Here is a 26,564-nt window from a genome sequence, read left to right on the forward strand (position 1 = left end):
CGGTCATGCCGATGCGGGCGGACACTGGGGATAGCCCGGATGCGGCCGGGGCAGCGGGTGGGGGTATAAAGAACGGCCACCGCACAGGGAGCCGCGCCATGACCGCGAAGCCGTCCCGCTCTCCGGTACCTTCCCCGGTCCGTTCCGTCGCCGGCAAACGGCCGGCGAAACCGGTCGCCAAGCAAGCCGCAGGCAAGAAAACCGCAGGCAAGCAGGCGGCGGCGACGCAAGCCGCGGTGAAGTCAGTCGAGGCCCGCAAGAGCGCGGCCAAGCAGCCCGCGACCAGGAAGGCCGCAACCAAGCAGGCCGCGGCCAAGCAGGCCGTCGCCAAGAAGCGTTCGAGCGCCAAGGCAGCTGCCGGGAAGGCCGCGATCGGAACGCTTGCGAAGCCGGCCCGAGCGAATTCCGCCGCCGGCAAGGCGCCGGTGCTGCTGTCGGGCGGCAATCCGCAGATCGCCAAGGGCGAGGGCGATGCGCCGGTGCAGGCCTATATCGCCGCGATGCCGGGCTGGAAGCGCGCGGTCGGACAGCGCCTGGATGCCTTGATCGTCGAAGCGGTGCCGAACGCGCACAAGGCGGTCAAGTGGAACTCGCCGTTTTACGGCATCCGCGGCGAGGGTTGGTTCCTGAGCTTTCATTGCTTCGACCGTTACATCAAGCTGGCGTTTTTCCGCGGCACCTCGCTGCGGCCGATGCCGCCGGAGCCGTCGAAGACCGCGCATACGCGCTATCTGCACGTGTACGAAAACCAGCCGTTCGACCAGGCGCAGTTCCTGGCCTGGGCCGAACAGGCCAGCCGTTTGCCCGGGGAACGGATGTAGCGTTGCGGCGATAGCCCACTTTTTGGAGGCGACCAGGCATGAAGAGCAAGCACGGCGGTACCGGCGGCGCGGACGACCAGGCGGCGTCGGCGAAGATCGACGAGCACATCGCGGGACTGCCCGACTGGCGCGGCAAGACCCTGGCCCAGGCGCGCAAGCTGATCCTGCAGGCCGAGCCGGGGATCGTCGAAGAGTGGAAGTGGGGCGTGCCGGTGTGGTCGAGCGGCGGCATCGTATGCACCGGCGAGGTCTACAAGAGCGCGGTCAAGCTGACCTTCGCCAAGGGCGCCGCGCTGGACGACCCGAGCGGCCTGTTCAATTCCAGCCTCGACGGCAATACCCGCCGGGCGATCGACTTCCGCGAGGGCGTGGCGATCGACGGCAAGGCCTTGCAGGCGCTGATCCGCGCCGGCGCGGCGCACAACGCCTCGGCCAAGGCCGGCGCGGCGGTTAAGAAGGCGGTCAAGAAGGCGGCGACCCAGTCGGCCGCGCCGGTGGGCGCGGCCGCGAACGCTGCCAAGAAGGCGATCAAGAAGACGGTCAAGAAGGCAGCCGAGAAACCGACCAAGAAACCGGCCAAGAAAGCGGTCAAAAAAGCGGTCAAAAAAGCGGTCAAAAAAGCGGACAAGAAGACGGCCGCGGCCCCGGCCGCCGGCAAGGCGCCCGCCAAGGTGGTCGGGAAGACGGCGGCCAAGAAGGTCGCCAAGAAGCCGGCCGGCAAGGCCTGAACGCCCGTCCCGGCGCGCCGCAGCGCGGCCGCCGGGACGCGCTGCGGTTTTGCCGAATCCGGCCGCCGGCGCCCATACCATCGGCCCAGGACAGGTCCCCGGCGCTGCGCTAGGCTGCGCCTTTTCCACCGGGGACCGCACCACCATGAAGCTTTCACGTTTGAGCCTGGGCCTGGCGCTCGCCGCCGCATTGGCCGTCCCCTCCGTCCAGGCCGCCGGGGCCGGCGCCCAGGGTCAGCCGCGACTGGGAAGCTTCGGCGTCGATCTGAGCGCGCGCGATACCCAGGTCAAGCCGGGCGACGACTTCAACCGCTACGTCAACGGCCACTGGCTGGACAGCTATCAGCTCAAGGACTACGAGACCTCCTACGGCTCGTTCAACGCGCTGCGCGACCAGTCCGAGGCGCAGGTGCACGCGATCATCGAAGAACTGCGCCAGCGCCAGGACCTGGCCCCCGGCAGCGACGCGCGCAAGCTGCGCGATTACTACGCCAGCTACATGGACCGCGCCGCGCGCGACGCCGCCGGCATCCGTCCGCTGCAGCCGGTGCTGGACAAGATCGCCAAGATCGATTCGCAGTCGGCGCTGATCGCCGCGTTCGGCCGCGCCGACCTCGACGGCAGCGCCGCGCCGGTGCGCCTGGGCGTGGACCTCGACCGCAAGGACCCGGACCAGTACCTGGTCGGCCTGCGCGTCGGCGGCCTCGGCCTGCCGGACCGCGACTACTACCTCAACCAGGACGCGCGCTTCGTCGGCATCCGCACCGCTTATCTGGCCCACATCGAACGCATGCTCGGCTTCGCCGGGGCGAGCGACGCCAAGGCGCGCGCGCAGGCGGTGCTGGCGCTGGAGACCGAACTGGCCAAGCCGCAATGGGAACGCGCCAAGCTGCGCGACCGCGACAAGACCTACAACGTCTCCAGCTTCGCCGAGCTCGGCAAGCAGTACACCGGCTACGACTGGGCGGCGCAGCTGAAGGCGCAGGGCATGCCGGCGATCGACCGGGTCAACGTGGCCACCCCGAGCGCGGTGCAGCCGGTGCTGGACGTGATCGGCAAGACCCCGCTGCCGGTGTGGCGCGACTACCTGACCTTCCACGCGGTGCGCAATAACGCCGGCCTGCTGAGCCGCGAGATCGACGACGCCGCGTTCGCCTTCAACGGCACCGTGCTGAGCGGCCAGAAAGCGCAGCGCGACGACTGGAAGCGCGCGGTGGCCGCGGTCACCGGCATGGACGGCCTCGGCGATGCGATGGGCAAGCTCTACGTCGAGCGCAATTTCTCGCCGCAGGCCAAGGCGGCGATGCAGGCGCTGGTCGAGAACCTGCGCAAAGCCCTGCGCAGCAACATCGAGAAGATCGACTGGATGGGCGATGCGACCAAGGCCGAAGCCTATCGCAAGCTGTCGACCTTCCGGCCCAAGGTCGGCTATCCGGACAAGTGGCGCGATTACTCCAGCGTCGCCATCGTGCCGAACGACCTGATGGCCAACGTGATGCAGCTGCGCGCCTACGGCCGCAACGACCAGGTGCGCCGGATCGGCACCCGTCCGGACCGCGACGAGTGGTTCATGACCCCGCAGACGGTCAACGCCTACTACAACTCGACCTTCAACGAGATCGTGTTCCCGGCCGGCATCCTGCAGGCGCCGTTCTTCGACCTCAACGCCGATCCGGCGGTGAACTACGGCGGCATCGGCGCGGTGATCGGCCACGAGATGGGCCACGGCTTCGACGACCAGGGCAGCAAGTCCGACTTCGCCGGCATCCAGCGCAACTGGTGGACCGACGCCGACCGCGCCGGTTTCGAGCAGCGCACCAAGGCGCTGGGCGCCCAGTACGACGCCTACTGCCCGCTGCCGGGCCAGTGCGTCAACGGCGCCCTGACCATGGGCGAGAACATCGGCGACCTGGGCGGCATCTCGATGGCCTACACCGCCTATCAGCTGAGCCTGGGCGGCAAGCCGGCGCCGGTGATCGACGGCCTCAGCGGCGATCAGCGCTTCTTCCTGTCCTGGGGCCAGATCTGGAAGGGCAAGTACCGCGACGAGGCGCTGCTGAACCAGATCAAGACCAACCCGCATTCGCCGTCGCAGTACCGCGCCAACGGTCCGCTGCGCAACTTCGACCCGTGGTACCGCGCGTTCGAGGTCAAGCCGGGCGATGCGATGTACCTGGCGCCGGAACAGCGCGTGCGGATCTGGTGATGCGTCGGGGACGACGGGGTCGAGCGAGGCTCGACTCGGTCGATCCCTGCGATGTTCGCGGACATGGTTTACCTGGGCCTGTTCGTGGCGGCCTTCGTCGCCGCCACCTTGCTGCCGGCGCAATCGGAAGGAGTGTTGGCCGGCCTGGTCGTCGCCGGCCACACGCCGCTATGGCTGGTGCTGACGGCCAGCGTCGGCAACGTGCTCGGCTCGCTGCTCAACTGGTGGTTGGGCCGCGAGGCGATGCGTTTCAGCGATCGGCGCTGGTTTCCGGTCAAGCCGGCGGCGCTGGCCCGTGCCCACGCCTGGTACGGCCGCTACGGTCGCTGGAGCCTGTTGCTGAGCTGGATGCCGGTGATCGGCGACCCGCTGACCCTCGCCGCCGGGATGATGCGCGAACCGCTGCGCGTGTTCCTGCCGCTGGTCGCCGTGGCCAAGATCGCGCGGTATGCGCTGGTCGCCGCCGTGGCGGCGCGGTACGTCTAGAGCGCAGTACGCAGCGGACGAACGCGTCAGGGACGGAGGGGGTTAAGCGCGCTTAACCCCCTCCGTCCCTGTGCGGTTACATTCCCGGAATCGGCAAACACTCCATCACTTCGACCCCGTCGCCGGGAAAGATGGTGAAGTGCGGATGGTTCTCGAACAGCTTGGCCGCGGCCGCGTGCGACTCGGCCTGGACCACGGTGTAGCCGGCCAGCGCGTTGCGGATGTCGGCGATGCCGTCCTTGGAGATGCGCTTGGTTTTGCCGAGCGGGCCGCCGTGGTCGACGATGATGTCGGCATGGGTCTGTACCCATTGCTCCCAGGCCTGCATGCCGGCCTGGTCGCGCTCGGCGCGGGTCTGCGGGTCGAGTTTCTGCCAGGCGTCCATCGAGCCGGGCGTGCCGGTGAAGATGGCGACGAACTTCTTCATGGGGAATTCCTTGAGGATGAGGCGGGCGCGGCCCGCGGGGGAGGAGCGACTCAGCGGTCGCCTTCTTTCTTCATGCCCTTGAGCAAGGCGACGATGGCCATGCCGTGGCCCTGGCCGAGCTCGAAGTCCTGTTTCAGCCAGGCCAGCACCTGGCCGGCCTTGACCCCGGGCCGCAGGCCCTTGGCGTCGCTATAGCCCTTCTTCGCCGCCAGGGCGCGGAAGTCGGCCGGGCTCTTGCCGGTCTTGGTCTGGATGTTGTCGAGATAGGCCTGGAAGGACATGGATGACTCCTGATCGAAAGGGCCGGCGGGGCCGGAAGGGCGCTGTCATCTCAGGCGACGAACGGGCGGGGCCCGGATCGACACGGTTCCGAAAAAAAATCGCTCCGGAGCGGGGTGCTAAAATGCCGGCCTTTCGGACCCTGCCAGAGCGAGCGCCACGATGACCGCCCCAGCCTTCTATCCGATCGGTACGCCCGGCCGCCCCTGGGGCGCGGAGGAGGTCGCGCAATGGCGCGCGCGCCAGGTCCGCCATCGCAGCTACGCCGACGATGTGCTGAGCGTGATCGAAGGCCTGCGCGAGCGCTTCGAGGTGGTCGAATACGGCCGCCTGGACTACGCCCCCGACGCCTACCCGCTGTTCGCGGTCAAGAGCCGCGACTGGGACGCAAGCCTGCCGGTGGCGCTGGTGACCGGCGGCGTGCACGGCTACGAGACCAGCGGCGTGCACGGCGCGCTGCGGTTCCTCGACCGGCATGCCGCCGATTACGCCGGCCGCGCCAACCTGTTGGTCGCGCCCTGCATCAGCCCCTGGGCCTACGAACGCATCCACCGCTGGAACGTCGATGCGATCGATCCCAACCGCTCGTTCCGCGAGAACAGCCCGGCGCAGGAATCGGCGGCGCTGTTGCGCCTGGTCGCGCCGGTGCGGGCGCAGGTGCTGCTGCACATCGACCTGCACGAGACCACCGACAGCGACGAATCCGAGTTCCGTCCGGCGCTGTCCGCGCGCGACGGCAAGCCGTTCGAACCCGGCGAGATCCCCGACGGCTTCTATCTGGTCGGCGACACCGACAATCCGCAGCCGGAGTTCCAGCAGGCGGTGATCGCCGCGGTCGAGCAGGTGACCCATATCGCGCCGCCGGACGCCCAGGGCGAGATCATCGGCTCGCCGGTGGTCGCGCACGGCGTGATCAACTACCCGGTCAAGCAACTCGGCCTGTGCGCCGGCATCACCGACGCGCACTACACCACCACTACCGAGGTCTATCCCGACAGCCCGCGCGCCACGCCGGAACAGTGCAACGCCGCGCAGGCGGCGGCGGTGTGCGCGGCGATCGACTTCGCCCTGGCGCGGCAGTGATGCCGGTGCGCTGGGGCCGCTGCGCCTTGGCGCTGGCCCTGGCCGTCTCGGCGCTGGGCTGCGCCCATCGCACGACGACCGACGCGTCTTCGCCCGAGGCCGCGGCCGTGGGCCGGCCAGTGCAGGGCGATGTCGCGTTCTATCTCGAGGCCGAATCGGGCCGGGCCGACGCATTGAAGCTGGCGATGCTCCACCCGGTCGACGGCGCGCCGGTCGAAGTGAGCCTGCAGCCGCAGCCGGTGGTCGCGCGCGGCGAGGTCGCCACGGTGGCGATGGCGATCGAGGACAACGGGTTCGCCGCGCTGGATCTGCGGCTCGACCCGACCGGCGCGCAGCATCTGCGCCAGGTCACCGCCGACAATGTCGGCAAGCGCATGGCCGTGGTCGCCGCCGGCCGCGTGCTGACCGTCGCCACGGTGATGGGCGAGATCGGCGACGGCAAGGTCCGCGTCGCCGGCCTGAACTTCGTCGATGCGCAGACGGTGTACCGCCGGCTCACCGAGGCGGCGCCGGCGCGCTGAGCCTCGAGCCGGCACGCAGGCGGCCCGCGTTCAACGTCCCATGACCACTCGCAGGCCGCGTACCTCGCTGTCATCCGGCCGACGCGGCGCGTCGCCGGCGCGGGTCACGCGCAGGCGCACGCGCACCCGGCCGTCGCGCACCGCGTAGGCGGGGAGGGGCACGGCGTAGGTGCCCGCGTCGCGCCCGGGGCCGATGCCGTGCGGCGAAATCACCCCCAGCGGCCGTCCGGACTCGGTGCTCAGTTCGATCTCATGGCCCGAGCCGAGGCGGCCGACCTGCACCTCCAGGAACACCGATTCGCCGATGTCGCGCGGGCGCGGCAGGGTCAGAGTGGCGACGTCTCCCGGCGCCGCACAGCCGCCTTGCCCGACCAGCAAGAGCAAGACCAAGGCTGCGCCGGCACGGGACACGTCCGGCTCCGCTCAGTCGCCCGGGACGATCGACAAGGCCTTCACCGCGACCGGCTCGGCGCGCTGCGAGGTCGAGGTCACCAGGCGGATGTTCAGTTGCGCGCTGTCTCCTTCGAGCTGGGTGAAGGCGCGCAGCGTCTTGGGCAGCGGCACGGCGAAGGTCGAGGCATGCGACATGCCGGCCATGGTCGGGCCGAAGAAGGCGATGGTGCCGGCGTAGTACGGGCTGTCGGCATCGACCTGCTGCACGTCCGCCGGGGCGTTGACCAGCACATCGAATTCGCGCGCCGCGCTGTCCGGGCGGTCCAGGCTGATCTCGGCGAACAAGGCAGCCGGCCGCGCCTGCTCCAGATGGCGCCGGACCAGCGCGGCCGGCACCGTCGCGGTCGAAACCCCGGCCTGCACGCTGCCCCTGATCGGCGCTGCCGGCGCCGAGGCCGTCGACCGGACGCTGGCTAGGGACTGCTCGGCGCTGCCGTAGCCCGGGCCGTAGTCGTAGTCGAACACGGCCGTGCTGACGTAGTCGCCGGCCTTGCGCGGGCCGACGTAGTTGCCGTCGCCGTCGACGTAGAACAGGAACGGCTCCTGCAGGAACGGTTGCAGATCGTCGCCGGTCGGCAGGATCGGCCCGCCGGCGGCGAGTTGCCGGCGCGTCCACACGTCCCACAAGCGGTCCATGTTGGAGTGGTGGAGGTAGAAGATCGGGTCCACCGGCGACAGGAAATTGGTCATGTTGCCGTAGGGGCCCGGGTCGACCGCGGCGACGCCGCCGATGCAGTTGTGCACCTTGTTGTGCGGGTAGTGCTCCAGGGTCGAGAACTGGGTCGCGCCGTCCGGCATGACCAGGTGCGATTCGGTCTTGGTGCTGGTGAAGCTGCGGCTGATCACCGGATCGTAGTAGACCGTCGGGCTGAGCCCGGAGTTGATCACGAACGGCGAGACGTCGTACGAGGTCTTGGCGTCGAGGTGGGGATTGGCGCGCGACAGATAGCGCGCGCCGCAGGTGATGGCGAAGGCCATGTTGCCGGAAATGCCGTATTTCTGCTCCGCGTCGTAACCGGTGACGCCGGCCCACATCGTGTCGAAGGAGGTGTAGCCGCGCCCGGCCAACTGCTTGAGCTGGGCCGACGACAGCGAGTTCCAGTACTTCCGCATCGCCTGCTCGCAGAAGTCGGTGAACTTCTTCAGATTGCCGGTGTAGGGCGCATAGGCGCCGTCGGTGGGGCTGAGCACGCCGTCGAACATGCCGGCGGGGATTTCCCGGTGCCGGGTCCAGTCCCAGAACGGCATGGCGAAGTTCGGGTCGCCGCTGTACTTGCGGATGGTGCGCTCGAAATAGCCGACATAGCCGCGGTGCCAGACATAGAACCACCAGTTGCCGTGCGGGCAGTCGAGGAAGTGGACGAACGCGTTGCGGAACCAGTTGTGCGGGTGATCGGCCGGAAGCTTGAGCATCGCTTCGACGCCGCGGGCGTAGCTGGCCAGCATCTTCTGACCTTCGGCGGTGTTGACGTCGACGCGGCGATAGCGGGCGCTCGCCGGCGGCGCGCCGAGATCGCTGGACGACGCCAGCGCGGAACCGAACGGCAACATCGTTCCGCCCAGCGCGGTCGCGGCGGTGGTCAGAAAATCGCGGCGTGAATAGCGCATCCTGCTGTTCTCCCGGGTCGATGGAATGTCCGGCCCGCGATGCCGGCCCCGCAGCGGGCGCCGCGAGCATCGGCCGCTTTCGCGAGCAGCGTTCTCAGCGGATAACGCGGGCACCCGCCGGCGACGGACAAGAAACAGCGGCCGCGATCGCAACTGTCGGCGCAGTCACAGATGCGGCGCGATGCAATGCATCGAATCGGCGGTGAGGAAAGGAGAAGGTCGAGCGGTTTCGCGTCGTGCAGCCGGCCGTCGGCGATCGCGATGGCGCCGGTTTCGTCGTCTTGCAAGGAACGAACCGACGCGACGGCTCGATCGGAACTCGCCTGGGCGCAGCAGCGGATTGCCGTCGGCGACCGCGCCTTGCCGCCTGCGATCAGTAGAACGCGACGCCCGGCCGCAGCAGCAGTTGGAACACCGCCAGCAAGGCCGCCACGGCCAGCGCCAGGCGCAGGGTCGAAGCCGGCGGAACCGCATCGCCGCGGGCCTGCGCATCGGCGACGCGCCAGGCGCCGGCCTGGATCCAGACCAGGCCGAACAGCGCCACCCAGGCCGGCAGCAAGGCGACCTCGATCCATTCGCGCGGCACCCGGAAGGGCAGGGTCAGGAGGGTGCCGAGCAGGGCCGGCAGGGTCGCGCACAGGAATACGAAGCGGGTGCGCGCACCCGGCCCGGCGATGCGCTCGGGCGCGTCGGCCAGCGCCAGCAGCGGACCCAGCAAGGACAGCGCGGCCACCGGAATCGCCGCCAAGGCCAGCGCGGCGGCGACCAGCCGGGTCGCAGGGCTCCATTGCAGATAGCCCATCGCCATGCCGAGATCGCTGCCGGCGCTGAGCGCGCCGATCGCGACCTGCGGCAAGGCCATCAGCCAGCCGCAATACGCCATCCAGATCAGGAACAGGCGCAGGTGGGTCCCACCGCGCGCATGCCGCAGGCGCCAGGCGCAGAAGCAGGCGACGATCGCGGTGGCGACCGCGCCGCCGCCCTGGAACAGCGCGGCCAGCGGGTGCTCGCCCTGCCAGGCGTGGTTGTTGTGGAACAGGGTCGGGCGCAGCCCGGGCGTCAGCGCCTTGGGCAGGACCAGGAACAACTCCTGGATGAAGAAGGTCAGGTTGAAGGCCAGGGTGTAGAGCAGGGCCGAGTTCAGGCTCAGCCGCCAGTTCCAGGGCAACGCCGCCGCCGAGCGGGCGGCGCCGCGCGAACGCAGTGCCCCGGCCAGGGCCAACAGGGCCGGTCCGACCACCAACACGCCGCCGGCCATTGCGGCGATCGCAGATCCGAGCATGCGCCAACGTCCCTTGCCGCGTCATCGCGTCGGCGCACTATAGCGGGGTCCGCGTAGCGGCGATTTGGCCGTCGCAAAATAATCGCGACCGAATGTCGATTCGGGCGCGGCCGGTTCGTCGTGGTTGCAAGCGCGCGGTTCAGCGCCGGAACCGTTCCGGCGCCCGCGCCCGCCACGAGGAGTCGGCAGATGCGTTTTCTATCCATGATCCGGATCGACGAGACCCTGAACCAGGCGCCCAGCGAGCGTCTGCTGAACGATATGCAGCAGTTGATGGAGGAAATGACCCGCAACGGCACCCTGATCGCCACCGCCGGCCTGACCCCCAGCGCCGACGGCGTGCGCCTGCGTCTGCGCGGCGGCAGGATCACCGCGACCGACGGCCCGTTCACCGAAGCCAAGGAAGTGATCGGCGGCTACGCCCTGTTCGAGGCGGCGTCGAAGCAGGAGGCGATTGCGATCGGCCGCCGCTTTCTGGAAGTGCACGGCGACGGCTGGGACATCGAATGCGAGGTGCGCGCGCTGCAGGACGAGGGCGCGGGCTGCGGGCAGGCGCTGTGCGCGGAGTGAGCGAACGCCGCTCGCCGCCGCCTGCGCCCGCGGCGACGGCGAGCGCGGCGTCGCCGGTTCAGGGGTGATAGGCGGGGTTGGGCGGCTCGGCCGGGACCAGGGCGACCACGGCGGCGGTAGTCGGCGTACTCCAGCCGGCCAGGCCGCTGACCCAGGCATTGCCGGCGATCTGGGTCCAGATCTGCTGGCCCGCGTCCCAGGCATAGTGCACGTGAGCGCGGACGGTAATCGCGGGCAGGCCCGGTACCGCGACGTTCGACCACTGCACCGTCAGGGTGTACTGGTAGCCGGCGGCGGCCCAGCCCTGCTGCGGAACCGCAGCGAAGATCGGGTTGGGGTCGTAAGGAGGTGGATTGTTCAGCAGCGCGATCGCTGCGTCCCTTTTGCGCATTGGGGGCGGCACGTAGGCCATGGGGTTCTCCGGTAACGGCGGCAGTGGCGGTTGGCCGCATGGCCCCGCCATCCGGAGGAACGAACGCAAGCGCGCGCAGTGAAACGGCGGCGCTTGCGCGCAGCGTCGGCCTTCAGCGATTCACCGCCGGTCCGTTGACCCCCGCGTAGCCGTTCGCGCAACCGCTGGTGCAGGTGGTCGCGAGCATGTTGTAGACGATCCGGCCGGCGTTGGACTTGGAGCGGAAATGCCCCACGCCCTGGCTGGTGTCGCCGCCGCCGGCGTTGTACGGGCTGCCGTCGCTCCAGTCCCAATCGTAGGCGTAGGCGCTGTTGCCGACGCCGATATCGACCTGGGCCTTGACGTTGCCGCCGGCGTTGAACAACGCGCCGCCGCTGCAGCCGGCGGCGTAGCTGGTGGTGAAGCAGTGGACCTGATCGTACAGGCCGGCGGTGATGGTGTAGAAGGCGATCGAAGCGTAGGTCTGCGGCATCGCCCGCAGGCTGTTGCTGCCGTCGCCGGTCCAGCGGTTGTAGCCGTAATAGGGCACGCCGCTGCTGGGGTAGAGGCCGAAGGTGTAGTAGTCGTACGGGTAGACGTAGGCCTCGGCGTTGCAGGTCGGCGCGTATGGCGACTGGTAGCCGGTGCTCAGGCAGGTGCGCAGCCCGCGCAGGCCGCCGGCGATGTTGACGAAGCGGCGCACGCTGGCCTGATAGCCGTAGTACTTCAGCATCGCCAGGCTCATCGACGAGCCCAGCGAGTGCGAGACGATGTCGACCTGGCTGCGGCCGGTGTAGGCCTTCACCTTGTCGATGAAGGTCTTGAGGATCTGGTACTTGGCCGGCTCGTGGTAGTTGTATTGCGGCGCGCCGCGCTCCTCGGCGTCGAGGTAGCTGACGCCGAACAGCTCGCAGTCGTTGTAGCCGCGCGCCTTGAGCTCGTCGTAGACCGAATGCGCCGGCGTTGCGTAGCCCGACACCGCCGAAGGCGGCATGTCGAAGCTCAGCGCGCTGTCGCCGTTGCCGTGCACGAACACCACCGGGGTGCGGGTGGCGATGCAGTCGCCGCCGCCGAATCCGCCGCTGCCGACGCCGGGCGCGAAGCCGCCGGCGTATTGGCTGGCCGTGCCCTGGCAGGTGTAGCCGTTGTGGCTGCCGCAATCCAGGGCCGCGGCGGCCGGCGATACCGACAGGCCGAGCAGGGCCAAGGCGAGGGCGGCCGCGCTCAGCGGCGCCGGGATGAGGTTGGCGAAGCGCCAGCGGCGCGAACTGGCCGATGCAGGCGCGGATGCAGGCGTGGATGCGGTGCGGAACATGAGCCCTCCCCAGGGTGGTCGGTACGACGACGGAACCGCGGATCCGGCGATGGTGGCCCCGCGCTTCGCCGCGGCGGTATTGCACTTATGGGCGATGCGACGGGGTTCGGCGCCGGTCGTCGCAGCGGCGCATGGTCGCGACTGTGACCCAGCCGGCAATTCGGCCTGGCCGGCTCGCATAAGGTGCGCACGGTGCGCCGCCGTCCCGGCGCCTGCGACGGCCCCGTCGCAGGGGTCGGTGCGCGGCGTCGCCGAGATCGCCGCGCGCCGCGCCTGCCGGCCGCACTTCCCCCAGCCACGAGAGTCCACATGCGCATCAAACGATCACCAGCCCGCCTGGCGGGCGCCTTGTTCGCCGCTGTGCTGTTGCCCGCATCCGTCGCTCAGGCCGCCAACCAGTATTGCGACAACGACCGCGACCCGGGGCAGTACCCCGATTGCGGCAACGTCGCGGGAGCCGGCTTCTACTACCGCAGCGGCCAGCCCGGCGACTACCACGGCGACGACCGCCTCTCGACCACCCAGTCCAGCAGCTACGGCTGGGTGTTCCTGGGATCGGTCGCCGCCGGCCATCACTACGCTTATCTGGCCAATTACGCCTTCACCGACCCGCGCGCCGAGTACCAGGCCTGGGACCTGGGCAACGGCTTCTACTCCATCGGCTACGTCAACCAGAACACCGCGCCCAGCGGCTGGAACTACGTCGGCTACGGCACCAGCGGCGCGTTGTACGTGCGCCGCAGCAGCGGCAGCGGCGCCACCGGCGCCGACGCCGTGCAGCGTCAGTACCCAGGCCTGAGCGCCAAGGCGGTGTCGCCGCTGACCCCGGCGCTGGCCGGCTTGTGCCCGAGCCTGAGCCTACGCGATCCGGCCCTGGCCGAATTGCAGAACACGATGCTCGACGCCGCGCGCCGCTACCGCGATGCCGCCGGCTCGTTCGCGATCGCGTTCAAGAACAACGGCCAGCGCGAGCGGATCGATTTCGAAGTCTCGCCGGCGCGGCGCAGCAGCTTCGTGCGCATCGCCGCGGCGAACGGACGGGTCAGCGAACACTATGCCGACGCGCAGTCGCAAACGACGCTGTGGCCGGGGCAGTCGGCGTATCGCTCGAGTCGGCGCGCGGTCGCGCCGGACGCGCAAACGACGGCTGTCGCCCATGCCTATCGCAACAGCGCCTGCCAGGCGGTGTACGCGCAGCAGCCCGACGCCAGCGGCGCGACCGGCACCGCCGATGTGCTGGCGCCGGCCAACTACGCTTTCTGGCTGTCGGATACGGACAGCCGCATCCTCGGCCGGCCGCAGTTGCTGGGCCGCGAGACCGTGCTGGTCGAAGGCCGTCACGACGAGGCGATGGCGCGCAAGCTCGGCGCGCGACGCTACCGCATGTGGGTCGACGCGGCGACCGGGATCCTGCTCAAGCTCGAAGGCCGCAACGCACGCGGCGGCCGCGCCTACCTGATCGAAGTCGATCGCCTGCGCCTGGACAGCGGCCTGTCGCCGCGGGCCCGAACGGCCGTGCCGAAGGGCTGGACCGAGCTGGCCGCGCAGCCCTGAGGCCTCGCGCCCCGGCGCGGCATCGCCGCCGCGCCGGGTCGCGAGGTTCAGTACACCCGCGTGATGGCGCCGGCGCCGGCCGTGCGGGAGGTCAGGGGCGCGCGTTCGTTCGCGCTATGCCCGCGACCCGGCGAAAGGGACCGGGCCACCGGTCGCTGTCGCCACATCGCCCGATCCGCCTTGCGCGATGTGCGGCCGCAGGAGTACTAGTGAGCCTGGGACTGCCGCGACAGGAGAGGGTTATGGACTACGCGATACGGGCGATTCTGATCGCCGGTTTGTGCTGCACGGGAGCGGCTTGGGCGAGCGAAAAGCCGGCGGCTCAGCAGGCGCCCGCGCCCGCCTACGACGCCGAACTGGCCCAACGCCTGGGCGCCGACGAGCGCGGCATGCGCCGCTACGTGCTGGTGATCCTCAAGACCGGGCCGAAACGCGTAGCCGATGGCGAGGAACGCAAGGCCATGTTCGCCGGCCACTTCGCCAATATCGAGCGCCTGGCCAAGGCCGGCAAGCTGGCTTTGGCGGGGCCCTTCGCCGAAGACCCGGACGGCTGGCGCGGGCTGTTCCTGCTCGCGGTGGACGATATCGAAGAGGCGCGCCGATTGACCGCGACCGATCCGGTCATCGAGCGCGGCGAAATGATCGCCGAGTACCATCGCTGGTACGGTTCGGCGGCGGCGATGGCGATTCCCGAACTGCACGACCGCTTGCTGCCGAAGCGGCCGTGAACCGCGCCGCAGCGGATGGAGCCGGTGGGCCCGGCTTGGACCGCGGCAGGCGCTCTGCTACCGTGCCCGGCCAGGATGGCAGCGCCGACGGCGCCGCCGCGCAACTTCATCCAAGGCAGGAATCCGCATGCATGCTTTCCGTCGTCGTATCGCCCTCGGCCTCGGCCTGATCCTCGCCGCCCACGGCGCCGTCGCCACCGAAATCGCGCCCGAAGCGATGCGACTGGAAGCCGGATTGATCGCGGCCTTGCGCCACGACGCCAAGACCGGCGAGCGCGCCGCGCCGTCCGGTCCGGCGATCCAGGCCTATATCCACGCCGGTTACCTCACCGCCAAGCCGACCGTGCGCGCCGACTACACCGACTACCGGTTGCTGAACAAGCCGGCGACCCTGCTCGGGCTGCCGCTGGTGGCGATCGAAGAGGAATACATGACCCAGTACCTGGGCTGCTGCGTCAGCGAAGGCGCCGGCGCGACGGTACGGATCACCGGAGATATCGAGCCGCTGGTCGAGTTCGCCAAGCGCAATGCCTGCCGCCTCGAACGCGACTACGACGCGCGCGCCGAGTTCAAGAACTACGGCATCGCCGCCAACCTGCCGGCCGGCCGCTACGCCAACCTGAGCTGCCGGGTGCGCGACGCGGATCGGGCGGAGCGCTGAGTTTCGGGGGATTCGCGACTAGGGCGGAGTGGCCCAAGCCGCTTCTGCATAGGCGGCGACAGCGGCGAGACGGTTGTTCCGTCCCGCCGCACGCAGTGCGATGCCGCCGCCGGCCTCAGAACCCTTGCAGCCGATTCAGCGGAATGCGCTGGATATGGTCGTGTTCCGGGCCCGGCCGGCTCTTGTATTCGTCGGCGGCGCTCTCGTAGGTCACCCAGACTTCGCCGTCGATGATGTTCAGGCCTTCGGCGTAATCGTCGATGTCGCCGACCTTGCGCGCCTGTTCGGGCGCGGCCAGGTCGAAACGCTGCGGGTCGGTGCCGTAGGCCTGGAACAACAGGTCGCTGTCCTGCTTGGTGCCGTACGAGGTGGTGAACAACAGCCCGCGATCGGTGACCGCCACGCCCTGGGTGAAATCCGGAATTTCGACTTTTTCGCTGGGATTGACGAAAGCGCCCTTGGGGTCGATGTCGAAGCGGGTCAGGTAGCCCTGATCGGGGAAGCTATCGTTCTGCGGGGTCGAGAACTGGCCGACGTAGGCCTGGCCGTCCTTGACCGCGATATAGCTGGCGTTCTGGCCTTCCGGCATGCGGTTGATCCAGGCCGGTTGCACCGCGGCGCCGTCGCCGGCGCGATCGATGTCTTCGCGGCGGTAGACGTAGACCGCTTCGGTGTCGGCCAGGTACACGTACTTGCCGTCGGTGGCGACGCCGCCGCCCTTGTCGGGCGAGATCGCGCACATATTCTCGGCGCTGCCGCCGACCAGGCGCACGTTCTTGACCTCTTCGCGGCCCTGGCTGTTCTTGTCCTGGATCGACAGCAGCACGCCGTCGTTGTTCGGGTCCTTGTCCTGGTTGACCTCGGATTTGTAGTAGCTGGTGAGGATCTGCCCGCGGCCGGCGTCGTAGCCCTGGCCTTGCGGGATGTAGCCGTCCTTCAGATGAACCAGCTGCGGGCCGTTCTGCGCGGCGGCGCGGGATTCGGGCAGGGAGATCGGGGCCAGTGCGGCGCCGGCGATGGGGGGAACGTGCATGGTCGGTCCTCCTCGTGGGATGCGCGGACTCTGCGGCTTGCGCGCGGTCTGCGACAGCTGGGGGAAACCCGATCATGCGCGCCCTCGGGCCTGGTGTTTCGTGACCGCGGTCGACGGTGCGGATGCGCCTGCGCGACGGCGGTTTTCCGCAGCGGAAAACTGCGCGAGTCCGAACGCAAATGCCCCGGCGCCGACGCGACGAAGCCCGCCGGAGCGGGCTTCGTGCGTACGCGACCTGCTGTCGGGGTTATTTGTCGCGTTCGCGATCGTCTCGGTCGCTGCGGGTTTCGGCGCGCGCCTTGGCCGCGGTCGATTGTTCGGCGCCGAAGCGCTTGCGCGCATCGGCCTCGGCCTCGCCCTGGGTACGCGCGCGGATCGAGGTGTCCTGGCCGAACTCGGATTGGGTTTGGCCGGTGGTGCTGGCCCGGCTGTCCACGCGCGCGTCGACCTTGGCATCGATTTTGGTATCGACTTCGGTGCGCGGAGTGTCGTCGCTGTCTTGGTCCTGGCGCGCGTCGTTGCGCGCGCGCGCCGCGGTGGACTGCTCGGCGCCGAATTCGGTGCGGGTATCGCGATCGGCGCTGCGCAGTTCCTGTGCGCGCTGACTGGTGTCGCGGCCGAAGCGGCCCGGATCGGCGGTCGGCAACTGCATCGGCCGGCTGGGCATGTGCTGGCTGGGGATGTGACCGCCCGTCGGCGGACCGCCGCCACCGCCGCCGCGGCCTTGGGCGAAGGCGGTCGGCACGGCGAGGCTGGCGGCGATCGCGAGGATGAGCAGAGTCTGGTGACGCATGGGATCCTCCTGAACGAACCGTCGCGGGGGCGACGGTCCGAACCTAGACCCTGCGGTCTGCATCGCTACTGAACCCGTCGGATTCAGCGAAGTCGCGATACGGTTAAGCACCGCGTGCGTCGCCGCATCCGGCGGCGCCGCTCAGCGCGCGGCGCTGGTCTTGTCGACCGCCAGCGGCCGCACGTGCTGCAACAGGCTGGTCAGGGTCTTGCCGGGTTCTTCCCAGGGCATCATGTGCGAGGAGTTCTCGAACCAAACGCCTTGCTTGAACGGGGCTTTGACCTGGGCCAGCCACTGCTCCGCCGGTTCGGCCGGGGTGGTGTAGTCGTGGCGGCCGAGGAAGAACACCACCGGGATCGGGAACTCGCGCACCGGCTTGTAATCCACCGCGACGAACTCGGGCAGGATCTTGCCGAGGGTGAACACGTTGCCCTCGTTGACGTTGCGGCGATCGCAATCGCCGTACTCCGGCGACAGGCGCGGGCCGCGGTAGAAGTACATCGAATCGTTGCGGTAGGCGGTCAGGCCGCCGTAGTACTGCGACCATTTGCGCGCGGCGATGATGCGTTCGCGGGTGATCGGCTGGTCGCCGGGGTAGGGCATGATCGCTTCCATCTCCTTCACCGCTTCGGCGTTGCCCAGCGCCTTGGCCTGCTTCAGGCCGAAGTCGAAGCTGATCCGCTCGTTGTCGCGCACGTTGATCGCCTGGCCGATGCCGACATAGGCGTAGAACAGGTCCGGCTGCTTCAGCGCCGCCTTCATGCTGATGATGGTGCCCCAGCTGTGCGCCATCAGCACGATCTTGCGCTTGCCGTAGCGCTGGCGCAGGTACTGGGCGACTTCGACCACGTCGTCGGCGTAGCGATCGATGTGGATGGTGCCGGCGTAGCTTTCCGGATCCTGCAGCGCGAAGGTCTTGCCGGCGCCGCGCTGGTCCCAGTTGACCACGGTGAAGTACTCCTCGATCGGGCGCTGGAACTGCCACGAGGTCGGGATCACCGGCGAGGCGGGGCCGCCGTGCACGAACAGCAGGATCGGGTTGTTCTTGTCCTGGCCGCGCACGCTCAGCCACTGGTCGATGCCGCCGATGCGAGCCGCATACGCCTCCTGGATGCCGTTGGGCGCGACGATCCGGCCGAGGTCCTCGATGATGGCGCGCGCGTCGGCGTAGCCGGAGGTGTCCTTGCATTCGGGCGCGGCCAGCGCCAGGGGGCTCAGGGCCAGCAGCAGGGAGGCGAACAGGGCTTGGGTCTTCATGGGCGGTTTCCGGCCTGGGGCTTGAAGGTTGCGGGAACGGGGAACGCGGCGGCGTGCGCCGTACCACGGCTCGGTGTCGGTGCTCGGCCGGTGTCGTTCCCCATGTGCACACAGATACGGGAAGAGGCTGCGGGGTTTACGGCGGTGGTGTTTTTATTTGTGCCGGTCCCATGGCGGACGCTGATCGTGGCCGGTCGATTCGCGCCCGTTCATGCGCAGCGGCCATCCGAACCGCGAACCGCGCCGATGCGTCGGCGGCCGCGGCGGAGTAGGGTGGAACCCCCTTCTGCCAGGAGCACGGCATGGAAACGCAGGAACTGCATCGCGGCCGCCTGATCGACCATATCCAACTGGTGGTGCGCGACCTCGAGGCGAGCCGGCGCTTTTACACCGCGGTGTTCGAAACCTTGCAGGTGCCGATGGCCGGCAGCGGCAAGGACTATTTCTGGGCCGACGAGCTGTTCGTGTCGACCGCGTCCAGCGAGGCCGCGAACGGCGAACTGACCGGCCGCCATCACCTGGCCTTCCAGGCCCGCGACCGCGCCATGGTCGAGGCCTTCCATCGCGCCGCGCTGGCGCATGGCGGGCGCGACAACGGCGCGCCGGGCAAGCGCGACTATCATCCCGGCTACTACGCCGCGTTCGCGCTCGACCCGGACGGCAACAACATCGAGGCGGTCTATCACGGCGAGGCCGAGCGCAGCGCGGCTTCGGTCAAGATCGTGTTCTGATCCGCTCGCCCGGCTGTTCCGGTTCCGATCTTCCGGTCTGATCTTCGTGCTCTGGCCGGAACCGCCGCCACGTCGGCGCTCCCGGCCCGGCGCAGGCGGCCATCGGCTGGGCGCATGCGGCGTTCCGCCGTCCGGCCGCCGCCGTTACCATGGGGCACCACACGGAGGGGGTGTTCGATGAAGGCAGTCGTCGCGCTGTTGGCCGGCGTGTTGGGTCTTTGCGCCCTGGCGCCGGCCGGTTCGGCCCGGGCCTCGAGTTGCGAGGCCAATTTCAATTCCAGCGGCAGCAAGGCCGACGGCCTGCTGTTCGGGACCTGGCGCAATTTCGAAGCCCTGGACGCCGCCGATGCGATCGCGCAGATGCGCGCCATCGCCACCGCCGAGGACTTCCAGGTCGGCCCGGAGCAACGCAAGGACGGGGCCATCGAGCTGACCCTGATCCAGAAGCCGACCGCGCAGGCGCGCGGCTTCCCGGTGCTGGTCTCGGCCAACCCGGGCAACGGCACCCTGACCCTGATCGCGCACCTGATGCCGCAGATGGACGCCGACCCGCAGGCGGTGCGCAGCTACATGTGCGGCCTGCTGGCCAAGGTCCAGGTGCGCCGCAGCGCCGAGCGGATCGCCGCCGAGGACGAAGCGACCCGCACCGCCGCGCCGCGCAAGGCGCCGAACCTGCTGCGGCCCAAGGCGGTGTTCGACCTGGGCCAGGCCAAGGCGGCGCTGGAACCGGGCACCGCGACCATCGCCGGCACCGCCTGCGTCAAACGCTTCGTCAACAACGGCGGCGGCCTGTACCTGGCCAGCAACCAGAGCGTGCTGCTGTATCCGGCCACGCCCTATCTGCAGGAGATGGTCCAGCTGATGCGCAAGCTCAAGCCGGGCCGCGACGAGATCGATTTCTCGCCGGCCTTCCTGGCCACGCGCATGGTCGGCCGGACCAACGCCGAGGGCGAATTCCAGTTCTCGAAGATGAAGCCGGGCAAGTACTACCTGATCACCACCCTGGCCACCCGCGCCTACGGCAGCCGCAACGTCGACCTGGGCTCGGAGGTGACCAACGGCGGCCACACCATCGTCAACTACTACACCACCGAGAATTTCTCGCGCGACTTCGACGACGTGCTGGAGCGCTTCGTCGAGATCAAGCGGCCCGGCGACACGGTCAAGATCAGCCTGAGCCCGCCGCTGAAGTGGACGGCGATTTTCGGCGACAACAACGGCTCGGCGGGGCTGCTCGGGTGCCGCTGAGCGCAGCTGTCGCGTCGACCGGTTGAACCCGCCCCCCTTTTGTTGCAACCTCCCGAACGGTCACGGGCCAAACCCGCCTCCTGGCATGGCCCGATCCAGCCACGGCCATGAGGATGCGGGTCGCGCCCGGGCCCAAGGACCGAAAGAACGCGTCAGACCCAACGTGCTCCGTCGCCGATCCAGTGGACGGCACCGACACCGCACTCAACGGGGGGGCAGTCTGTGCGACGTATCCTGAAGTACCTGGGCATCACCTTGCTCGCCGCCTTGGCGGTATCGCTGGTGCTGGGCCTTCGCCCCTTCATCGACCGGGACGCGCCCGCCACCCGTCCGCTTCCCCTCGCGCAAGCCCCGCTGCCTCCAGAACAGGCGAAGAAGCTCACCGACTACATAAGGACCGAGGCGGACGCCATCGATGCCTTCGTTGTGCTGCGCGGCGAAACGGTGCTGATGGAGTACGGGGAGGTCGGCACGCCGATGAACCTGGCGTCCGCGCGCAAGAGCATCCTCAGCCTGCTGTTCGGCGTGGCGGTCGACCGCGGGTTGATCGACGTGAACGAGAAGCTCGGAGCGCTAGGCATCGACGAGAGCCGGACGCCCCTCACCCAGGCGGAGCAGCAAGCGACCATCGAGCACCTCCTTCAAGCCAGGTCGGGCATCTACCTGCCCTCCGGCGCGGAGACGGTGGAAAACAAGGACGGCCGCCCGCGCCGCGGCCAGTTCGCGCCGGGCGCGAACTACTTCTACAACAACTGGGACTTCAACGTCCTGGGCGCCATCTTCGAACGCAAGACAGGGCTGTCCATCGGCGAGGCCATCGATACCTGGCTGGCCGCCCCCCTGGGCATGCAGGACTTCAACCGCGAGCACGTGATCTACGACAATCGCGGCTCCGACTCCGATTACAGAACCTATCGCATCCACATGAGCGCGCGCGACCTTGCGCGGATTGGGGCGCTGGTCGCGCAAGAGGGCCTGTGGAACGGCAAGCGGGTCGTCTCAGCGCAGTGGATAGCCCGGAGCACCACGTCGTATTCCGCCACGAAGAACCCGTTCTACGACGGCTTCGGCTACTCGTGGTGGTTGAACTCCGAGCTCGCCGCCGTGCAGGCCGACGGCTGGGGCGGCCAGTACCTGCTGGTGGATCCGGCGCGGGACCTGACGCTGGTGGCGCGGCGGGATACGGGGAACTCGATTCTGGGCTACCTGATCTTCAGCGGGTTCCAGAAGCAGGGGCATCCTTCGGACCTACAGAAGTTGTACAAGCTCGTGCGCGATATGCCGGCGATGAGCGGCGTGCGCTAGTTCGAGCCTGCGGACGCGAAGGCCGCCAATACGCGTTCTAGACCCATCGGCATTTCTACGCGGCCGCGGCCTGCAGGGCGCTCGGCGTTCGACCGAGCGCCCCGGGCCGTCGGTGTCGCAGCCGACGCGGCGCAATCACGCTGCGTTGCGCAGCTTCACCGCCGGGAAATCCACCGGCACGTCCAGGGCCAGGTTGACGTAGTTGGTGAACAGGTTGAGCGCGACATGGGCGACGATCTCGACGACGGCGCCGTCGTCGTAGCCGGCGGCGCGCAGCGCGGCGATGTCCTGCTCGGCGACGCGGCCGCGGCGGTCGACCAGTTTCAAGGCGAAGGCCAGCGCGGCGGCGGTGCGCGGGTCGTCGCTGTCGCCGCTCTGGGCGCGGGCCATGGCGTCGGCGCTGACGCCGGCCTTGCGTCCGAGCGCGGTGTGCGCGGCCAGGCAGTAGTCGCAGCCATTGCGGTCGGCGACCGCGACCGCGATCTGTTCGGTCAGCGAGGCGGGCAGGGTGCCGGCGCCGAGGGCGCCGAAGCTGCCCCACAGGCTGGTCAGCGCGGCCGGCGAATGGGCGACGGCGCGGAACATCGCCGGGGTGGCGCCGAAGGCGGCGTGGATCGAGGCCAGCAGCGGGCGGCTGGCGGCGGGGGCGGTGTCGGCGGTGGTCAGGGGCAGGCGGGACATGAGCTTCTCCTTGAGGGTGGGTGCTTGGTGCACGCACACAGTCTTCCGCGAACCCTGGGCGCCTGGATCACTTATAGTCCGCAATAGTTGATTCATCGTCCCGGTGCCGCATGTACGTCGACCGCCTGCAAGCCCTGCTGCACCGCTTCTCGGTACGCACCCGGCTGTTCCATAGCGGGCCGCTGTGCGGCATCCACGACTTCGACGACGCGCTCGGCCGCGGCCAGCTGCACCTGGTCCGCCGCGGCCCGGTCGAGGCCCGGCACGGTGGCGGCGCGCCGCTGCGGATCGAGCAACCGAGCCTGATCTTCTATCCGCGCGGCTTGCCGCATCGCTTCGTCACCGACCCCGAGCGCGGCGCCGACATGGCCTGCGCCCATGTCGACTTCGGCGGCGGTCATCACCCGCTGGCGCAGGCGCTGCCGCCGGTGCTGGCGATGCCGCTGGCCGAGGTGGGCGGGGCGGAGGCGGTGCTGGAATTGCTGTTCGACGAAGCCTTCGCCCAGCGCTGCGGGCGCCAGGATTTGCTCGACCGTTTGTTCGAGGTGGTGCTGATCCTGATCCTGCGCAGCCTGATGGACCAGGGCCGGGTCGGTCACGGCCTGCTCGCCGGGCTCGCCCATCCGCAACTGGCGCGCGCGCTCAACGCGATCCACCAAGCGCCTGCGCAGGCCTGGACCCTGGAGCGCATGGCCGAGCAGGCCGGCATGTCGCGCAGCCGCTTCGCCGCGGCGTTCGCGCAGACCCTGGGCCTGACCGCCGGCGATTATCTGGCCGACTACCGCATCGCCCTGGCCCAGGACCTGCTGCGGCGCGGACGCCCGCTCAAGCTGATCGCCGACGAGGTCGGCTACGGCAGCACCGCGGCCTTGTCGCGCGCCTTCAGCGCGCGCTGCGGGCGTTCGCCGCGCGAATGGAAGGCGGCGCAACGCGACGCGGCCGAAGCCGGCGTCTAGCCGCGGGCAGCAGCGCGCGCCCGCGGCCTGGCCGCGGACGCTGCCCGATGCCGGCGTTCAACGCGACTTGCGCGCGCGCGGCGGCGCGGCGGCGGCCTGCACCGGTTCGCGCTTGCGGCATTGCCAGGTGATGCGGCCGACTTCCTCGCCCTGGTACAACTGGCGGACGGTCACGCTGGCGCCTTCCAGGCGCACCGACTTGGGCGCGCGCAGCAACAGCCGCGCCGGCAATCGCGCGCCGCGCGGCAAGGCCAGGCCGCACAGCGGCAGGCGCGGCAGGGCCGGCAGGTTCAATACGGCGTGGCGGCCCTTGCGCGGCGTTTCCAGCTTCCACGGCGCGGCGCCGGCGATGCGGTAGGCCAGATCGCGCGGCAGTTCCAGGCGCAGTTCGGCGCCCTTGGGCAAGCGCCTCACGATCTCGAAATCGAACGCGCGCGCGCGGTCCGGGGTGCCGGTGATCAGGAACGGCAGGGCCAATCCGAGCTGCGGATCGGCCGGCGGATCGACCACGTTGAAGTTGCGCCAGGTGACGTTGTTGTGCGCGCGGATGTAGGCGCGGAACGCGTCCCAGTCGAAGTTCGGCGGGCCCGGCGGCGGAGGCGGCGCGGCATCGCGCGGATGGCTGACGCTGGCGACGAAGCAGTAATGGCCCGGGCCGGGGATCTCGGCCTCGGGCCAGACGATCGGCGCGGCCACGGTCAGGCTGTCGCCCATCGGCACGTCGACCGGCGCCGAGGTGCCGATGAAATTCCACAGGTCGGGGGTCAGCAGGGTCGCGACCGGGCTCCAGTACACGTCGGCGCGCACGTCGTCGGCGTCGGCGCCGCCGCGGTTGCGCATGCGCACGTAGAGGTAGTTGTCGTGACCGGTCTCGGCTTCGTGGCCGAGCGCGTTGCTGTTCTCGGTGCCGCTGCCTTCGCCGAACGCCGCGTTCGGGTCGGGCACGGTCGCCGGCAGCAGGATCACGTCGGGGCTGGCGCTGATCGCGCCGGCCGACGGCACCGCGCCGGTGTCGCCGACGTGGTCGCGCAGGTACACGTCCGGGGTCAGGCCGAGCGTGTTCTCGACGATCGCGCGCAAGTCCGGCATGACCCCGATCGCGCCGGCGAGACCGCCGCCCTGCGGCGTGTTGACCGCCGGGTCGGACAGCAGGCTGCGCATCTGCGCCGGCGACAGCCGGGTGCCGGTGGCGGCGGCGTGCATGCCCTGCACGACCAGCGCCGCGCCGGTCACGATCGGCGAGGCCGAACTGGTGCCGTTGAAGCCGGCGGTGTAGGTGCGGTCGTCGTCGCCGCCGCCGTCGTCCAGGCCGCCGTAGCCGCAGGTGGTGACGTTTTCGCCCCAGGCGTAGCAGTCGACCCGCGAGCCGTAGCTGGAGAAGCCAGCGCGGTCGTGCGGAAGCGCCGACTCGGCGGCGCCGACCACGATCGCGCCGGAGTCGCGGAAGTCCGGGCTGGCGCGGTTGAAGGCCTGCAGGCCGCTGCCGTCGAGGTAGCTGTCGAGGTCGTTGTTGCCGTTGCCGGCGGCCTCGACCACGATCACGCCGAGCGCGCTGGCCAGGCGGATCGCATCGAAGTCGGCGTCGTCGACCTCGGTCATGATCGCGCCGGCCCGCTGCACTTCCAGCAGCAGCACGTCGCCGACCGCCATGGTCGGCAGCGCGGCGACGATGGCGTCGGCCACGTGCAGGGCGGTGTCGGTGCCGGCGTCGTAATGCGAGGTCACCCGCACCGAGCCCACGTCCGGGGCGATGCCGACCACGCCCAGGGTGTTGTCGACCGCGGCGATTTCGCCGAGCACGGCGGTGCCGTGGTTGCCCTTGTAGGCGCCGACGCCGTCGCGGTTGTCGCCGTAGATCAGGCTGGGCGCATGCGCGGCCAGGTCCTCGTGGCCGAGGAACCAGCCCTGTTCCAGGTCGACCACGCCGATTCCGGCGCCGGTGCCGTTGGCCTGGGTCCAGGCCCAGCGCGCGTCGATGCCTTCCGGCGCCGGATCCAGATAGCCCTGGCCTGCGGCATACGGGTCGTCGCTGTCGTCGACCGGATCGCTCACGTCCAATTCGCGATAGGCATCGGCGACTTCGCTCAGCGCGCGCAGGCGCGCGACCAGCGCTTCGGCCTGTTCGGGGCGCTGGCGCAGGTCCAGGCGCCAGTAGCCGGTCAGGCTGCGCAACGGCGGGAACGGCGAGTTCGCGGCGCGCTTCTCCAGTTCCAGCAAGCGCTTGGGATCCAGGCAGCGGATCAGCGGACGGGTCGATTCGACCCCGGCCTCGTCGAGCAGTTTGACCAGCGCGGTCAGCTTGCGCTTGCGCGCCAGGGCGCGCAGGTCCTTGTCCGCGGCCGGCGCGAAGCGCTCGCTCAGGCGGACGATGACGAAGCCGCTGTAACGCGGGCCGGTCGCGCCGGCGGGCGGCTGGCGCGGCGGCCGGGTCGGTCCGCCGGCACAGGCCAGCGGCTGGGTGCAATGCCTGGATTTCATCGTCGACCTCCTGGTGTTCGACCGCGCTCGGACGCGGGTCCGAAGCTTGCGGTCGGCCACATCCTTGTCGCCCGTGCCGGCGCTGCCGGACGGTGGGAAACGCCGCTCCGGTTGGATGGCGTCGTTACCGTCAGCGAACGCGCGCGCCGGCGCGGGTCGGCCACGCTTGGGCGGTTCGCCGTGCGTCGGCGCGTGGCCGCCGCCGCGGCTTTTTTCCGTCGCCGCGACCGGGATACGAGCGCGGGACGCGCGTCGGGCGTACCGCAATCGCGCCTTGCCGCAGCGGAAATTTTTCCGGATCGTCAAGCGCGCCGGCGCCGCTCGACGCCGCCGCTCGACGCTGCCGATTCTCTTCCCGGGCTGCGCGCTGTGAAGCGCGACGAACTCAACTGTGATTGATGCGGGCAGAACCGGCATCGGCCTGGCCGACGCCGACCGGCTGCGGCGTAGCCAGACAGGCGCATCGCCGGATCTAGCCGCGATGTCTAGCCGCGATGCCCGCGCGCCGGAGCCGTTTGCGGCGCGCGCAACCCTCGCGCCGCGGTCGCCGCTTGCGCGATCGGCGCCATCAACCGTCCGTATCCATCGAGGAGTTCGCCATGAAGCATGCAATGTTCGAACGGCTTTCGGCCAGGTTCGCGGTAGCGCTCGTGTCCGCCGGTTTCGCCGCATCGGCCGGCGCGGCGCCGCTGGTCTGCACGGATGCCGTTTCGGCCAACATCGCCGTTCCCCAGAACACCTGGGTCAATATCGATGCCAATTGCCCCGTCGGTTACAGCGCCACCGGCGGCGGCTACGTGTTCAACGAAGGCAGCGGCGGAGTGATCGGGATCTGGGCGATGTCGATCCCCAACGGCAACGGCTGGCGCACCTGGGTGGTCCAGCATAACCCCGGGGTGCGTCACGTGCAGACCTACGTGCGCTGCTGCCGCACCCCGTAACTTGCGCGTTCCGCGCCGGCGCCGCTGG

Annotated in this window: 27 protein-coding genes and 1 pseudogene; 15 read left to right on the forward strand and 13 right to left on the reverse strand. The window is 69.7% G+C overall.

The genetic code is table 11. The features are described 5' to 3' along the window. Positions 1 to 5 precede the first annotated feature (5 nt). The 4 genes and pseudogenes from K4L06_RS22650 (at position 6) to K4L06_RS15605 (ending at position 4,241) form a co-directional block, all read left to right on the forward strand. Positions 6 to 821, forward strand: a complete 816-nt coding sequence (locus K4L06_RS22650) for a DUF1801 domain-containing protein (protein ID WP_255595160.1) — start codon at positions 6 to 8, stop codon at positions 819 to 821. A gap of 38 nt (positions 822 to 859) precedes the next feature. Beyond that, a pseudogene (locus tag K4L06_RS22655) lies at positions 860 to 1,258 on the forward strand (DUF1801 domain-containing protein); the annotation flags it as partial. A 436-nt stretch (positions 1,259 to 1,694) separates the two neighbouring features. Then, complete coding sequence (locus K4L06_RS15600; protein WP_221672269.1) at positions 1,695 to 3,755, forward strand: M13 family metallopeptidase; 2,061 nt, start codon at positions 1,695 to 1,697, stop codon at positions 3,753 to 3,755. A gap of 63 nt (positions 3,756 to 3,818) precedes the next feature. Further along, entirely contained in the window at positions 3,819 to 4,241 is a 423-nt protein-coding gene (locus tag K4L06_RS15605; protein WP_221673655.1) for a YqaA family protein, read from the forward strand. 76 nt (positions 4,242 to 4,317) lie between these two features. Here the strand turns inward: K4L06_RS15605 and K4L06_RS15610 are convergent, their stop codons facing one another. Together K4L06_RS15610 and K4L06_RS15615 are read right to left on the reverse strand one after the other, a co-directional pair. Then, on the reverse strand, positions 4,318 to 4,668 hold the full coding sequence (locus K4L06_RS15610; protein WP_221672270.1) for a hypothetical protein: 351 nt from the start codon (positions 4,666 to 4,668) through the stop codon (positions 4,318 to 4,320). A gap of 50 nt (positions 4,669 to 4,718) precedes the next feature. Then, complete coding sequence (locus K4L06_RS15615) at positions 4,719 to 4,949, reverse strand: DUF4287 domain-containing protein (RefSeq protein WP_221672271.1); 231 nt, start codon at positions 4,947 to 4,949, stop codon at positions 4,719 to 4,721. Between the two features lie 160 nt (positions 4,950 to 5,109). Here K4L06_RS15615 and K4L06_RS15620 point away from each other — a divergent pair, with 160 nt between their 5' ends. Together K4L06_RS15620 and K4L06_RS15625 are read left to right on the forward strand one after the other, a co-directional pair. Then, positions 5,110 to 6,030: a M14 family metallocarboxypeptidase gene (locus K4L06_RS15620; RefSeq protein ID WP_221672272.1), complete on the forward strand. Its 921-nt coding sequence runs from the start codon at positions 5,110 to 5,112 to the stop codon at positions 6,028 to 6,030. Beyond that, positions 6,030 to 6,551, forward strand: coding sequence for a hypothetical protein (locus K4L06_RS15625; RefSeq protein ID WP_221672273.1), 522 nt, complete (start codon positions 6,030 to 6,032; stop codon positions 6,549 to 6,551). The genes K4L06_RS15620 and K4L06_RS15625 overlap by 1 nt, the downstream gene beginning before the upstream one ends. A gap of 30 nt (positions 6,552 to 6,581) precedes the next feature. Here K4L06_RS15625 and K4L06_RS15630 read toward each other — a convergent pair whose 3' ends face one another. The 4 genes from K4L06_RS15630 to K4L06_RS15645 all read right to left on the reverse strand — a co-directional run bounded on the left by K4L06_RS15630 (position 6,582) and on the right by K4L06_RS15645 (position 9,894). Beyond that, a complete protein-coding gene (locus K4L06_RS15630) occupies positions 6,582 to 6,962 on the reverse strand; it encodes a hypothetical protein (protein WP_221672274.1) in 381 nt (126 codons plus the stop codon). Between the two features lie 12 nt (positions 6,963 to 6,974). Then, a complete protein-coding gene (locus K4L06_RS15635) occupies positions 6,975 to 8,612 on the reverse strand; it encodes a tyrosinase family protein (protein ID WP_221672275.1) in 1,638 nt (545 codons plus the stop codon). Further along, the gene (locus K4L06_RS15640; RefSeq protein WP_221672276.1) at positions 8,585 to 8,899 is read right to left on the reverse strand and encodes a hypothetical protein; all 315 of its coding nucleotides are present in this window, start codon (positions 8,897 to 8,899) and stop codon (positions 8,585 to 8,587) included. Before K4L06_RS15640 ends, K4L06_RS15635 begins: the two co-directional genes overlap by 28 nt. 86 nt (positions 8,900 to 8,985) lie before the next feature. After that, positions 8,986 to 9,894 carry a hypothetical protein gene (locus K4L06_RS15645; protein WP_221672277.1) on the reverse strand — a complete coding sequence of 303 codons (909 nt, stop codon included), beginning with the start codon at positions 9,892 to 9,894 and terminating at the stop codon, positions 8,986 to 8,988. A 189-nt stretch (positions 9,895 to 10,083) separates the two neighbouring features. On the opposite strand from K4L06_RS15645, the gene K4L06_RS15650 reads away from it, so the two are divergent. After that, positions 10,084 to 10,464, forward strand: coding sequence for a YciI family protein (locus tag K4L06_RS15650; protein ID WP_221672278.1), 381 nt, complete (start codon positions 10,084 to 10,086; stop codon positions 10,462 to 10,464). Between the two features lie 58 nt (positions 10,465 to 10,522). Here K4L06_RS15650 and K4L06_RS15655 read toward each other — a convergent pair whose 3' ends face one another. After that, positions 10,523 to 10,855 carry a hypothetical protein gene (locus K4L06_RS15655; protein ID WP_221672279.1) on the reverse strand — a complete coding sequence of 111 codons (333 nt, stop codon included), beginning with the start codon at positions 10,853 to 10,855 and terminating at the stop codon, positions 10,523 to 10,525. Positions 10,856 to 10,988: 133 nt separating this feature from the next. Further along, a complete protein-coding gene (locus tag K4L06_RS15660) occupies positions 10,989 to 12,170 on the reverse strand; it encodes a hypothetical protein (protein WP_221672280.1) in 1,182 nt (393 codons plus the stop codon). 309 nt (positions 12,171 to 12,479) lie between these two features. On the opposite strand from K4L06_RS15660, the gene K4L06_RS15665 reads away from it, so the two are divergent. The 3 genes from K4L06_RS15665 (at position 12,480) to K4L06_RS15675 (ending at position 15,113) form a co-directional block, all read left to right on the forward strand. Then, complete coding sequence (locus tag K4L06_RS15665) at positions 12,480 to 13,724, forward strand: hypothetical protein (protein WP_221672281.1); 1,245 nt, start codon at positions 12,480 to 12,482, stop codon at positions 13,722 to 13,724. Positions 13,725 to 13,966: 242 nt separating this feature from the next. Next, positions 13,967 to 14,452, forward strand: a complete 486-nt coding sequence (locus K4L06_RS15670; RefSeq protein WP_221672282.1) for a YciI family protein — start codon at positions 13,967 to 13,969, stop codon at positions 14,450 to 14,452. A 127-nt stretch (positions 14,453 to 14,579) separates the two neighbouring features. Beyond that, on the forward strand, positions 14,580 to 15,113 hold the full coding sequence (locus K4L06_RS15675; RefSeq protein ID WP_221672283.1) for a hypothetical protein: 534 nt from the start codon (positions 14,580 to 14,582) through the stop codon (positions 15,111 to 15,113). Between the two features lie 115 nt (positions 15,114 to 15,228). On the opposite strand, the gene K4L06_RS15680 is transcribed toward K4L06_RS15675, so the two are convergent. From K4L06_RS15680 to K4L06_RS15690, 3 genes are all read right to left on the reverse strand, one after another. Next, on the reverse strand, positions 15,229 to 16,146 hold the full coding sequence (locus K4L06_RS15680; protein ID WP_221672284.1) for a hypothetical protein: 918 nt from the start codon (positions 16,144 to 16,146) through the stop codon (positions 15,229 to 15,231). Positions 16,147 to 16,393: 247 nt separating this feature from the next. Then, positions 16,394 to 16,939, reverse strand: coding sequence for a hypothetical protein (locus K4L06_RS15685; RefSeq protein ID WP_221672285.1), 546 nt, complete (start codon positions 16,937 to 16,939; stop codon positions 16,394 to 16,396). 141 nt (positions 16,940 to 17,080) lie between these two features. Then, complete coding sequence (locus K4L06_RS15690; RefSeq protein ID WP_221672286.1) at positions 17,081 to 18,196, reverse strand: alpha/beta hydrolase; 1,116 nt, start codon at positions 18,194 to 18,196, stop codon at positions 17,081 to 17,083. A gap of 302 nt (positions 18,197 to 18,498) precedes the next feature. Between K4L06_RS15690 and K4L06_RS15695 the strand changes: the two genes are divergently transcribed. The 3 genes from K4L06_RS15695 to K4L06_RS15705 all read left to right on the forward strand — a co-directional run bounded on the left by K4L06_RS15695 (position 18,499) and on the right by K4L06_RS15705 (position 21,480). After that, positions 18,499 to 18,927 (forward strand): VOC family protein, encoded by a 429-nt coding sequence (locus tag K4L06_RS15695; RefSeq protein ID WP_221672287.1) that lies wholly within the window; start codon positions 18,499 to 18,501, stop codon positions 18,925 to 18,927. A gap of 177 nt (positions 18,928 to 19,104) precedes the next feature. Then, positions 19,105 to 20,175, forward strand: coding sequence for a hypothetical protein (locus tag K4L06_RS15700; protein WP_221672288.1), 1,071 nt, complete (start codon positions 19,105 to 19,107; stop codon positions 20,173 to 20,175). Between the two features lie 222 nt (positions 20,176 to 20,397). Next, positions 20,398 to 21,480 (forward strand): serine hydrolase, encoded by a 1,083-nt coding sequence (locus tag K4L06_RS15705; RefSeq protein ID WP_221672289.1) that lies wholly within the window; start codon positions 20,398 to 20,400, stop codon positions 21,478 to 21,480. Between the two features lie 135 nt (positions 21,481 to 21,615). On the opposite strand, the gene K4L06_RS15710 is transcribed toward K4L06_RS15705, so the two are convergent. Then, entirely contained in the window at positions 21,616 to 22,161 is a 546-nt protein-coding gene (locus K4L06_RS15710; protein ID WP_221672290.1) for a peroxidase-related enzyme, read from the reverse strand. Positions 22,162 to 22,271: 110 nt separating this feature from the next. Here K4L06_RS15710 and K4L06_RS15715 point away from each other — a divergent pair, with 110 nt between their 5' ends. Then, entirely contained in the window at positions 22,272 to 23,117 is an 846-nt protein-coding gene (locus K4L06_RS15715; RefSeq protein WP_221672291.1) for an AraC family transcriptional regulator, read from the forward strand. Positions 23,118 to 23,174: 57 nt separating this feature from the next. Here K4L06_RS15715 and K4L06_RS15720 read toward each other — a convergent pair whose 3' ends face one another. After that, positions 23,175 to 25,595 (reverse strand): S8 family peptidase, encoded by a 2,421-nt coding sequence (locus tag K4L06_RS15720; RefSeq protein WP_221672292.1) that lies wholly within the window; start codon positions 25,593 to 25,595, stop codon positions 23,175 to 23,177. A gap of 599 nt (positions 25,596 to 26,194) precedes the next feature. On the opposite strand from K4L06_RS15720, the gene K4L06_RS15725 reads away from it, so the two are divergent. Continuing rightward, complete coding sequence (locus K4L06_RS15725; RefSeq protein WP_221672293.1) at positions 26,195 to 26,536, forward strand: hypothetical protein; 342 nt, start codon at positions 26,195 to 26,197, stop codon at positions 26,534 to 26,536. The last annotated feature ends 28 nt before the right edge of the window (positions 26,537 to 26,564 follow it).

Source organism: Lysobacter sp. BMK333-48F3 (assembly GCF_019733395.1).
GTDB lineage: Bacteria > Pseudomonadota > Gammaproteobacteria > Xanthomonadales > Xanthomonadaceae > Lysobacter.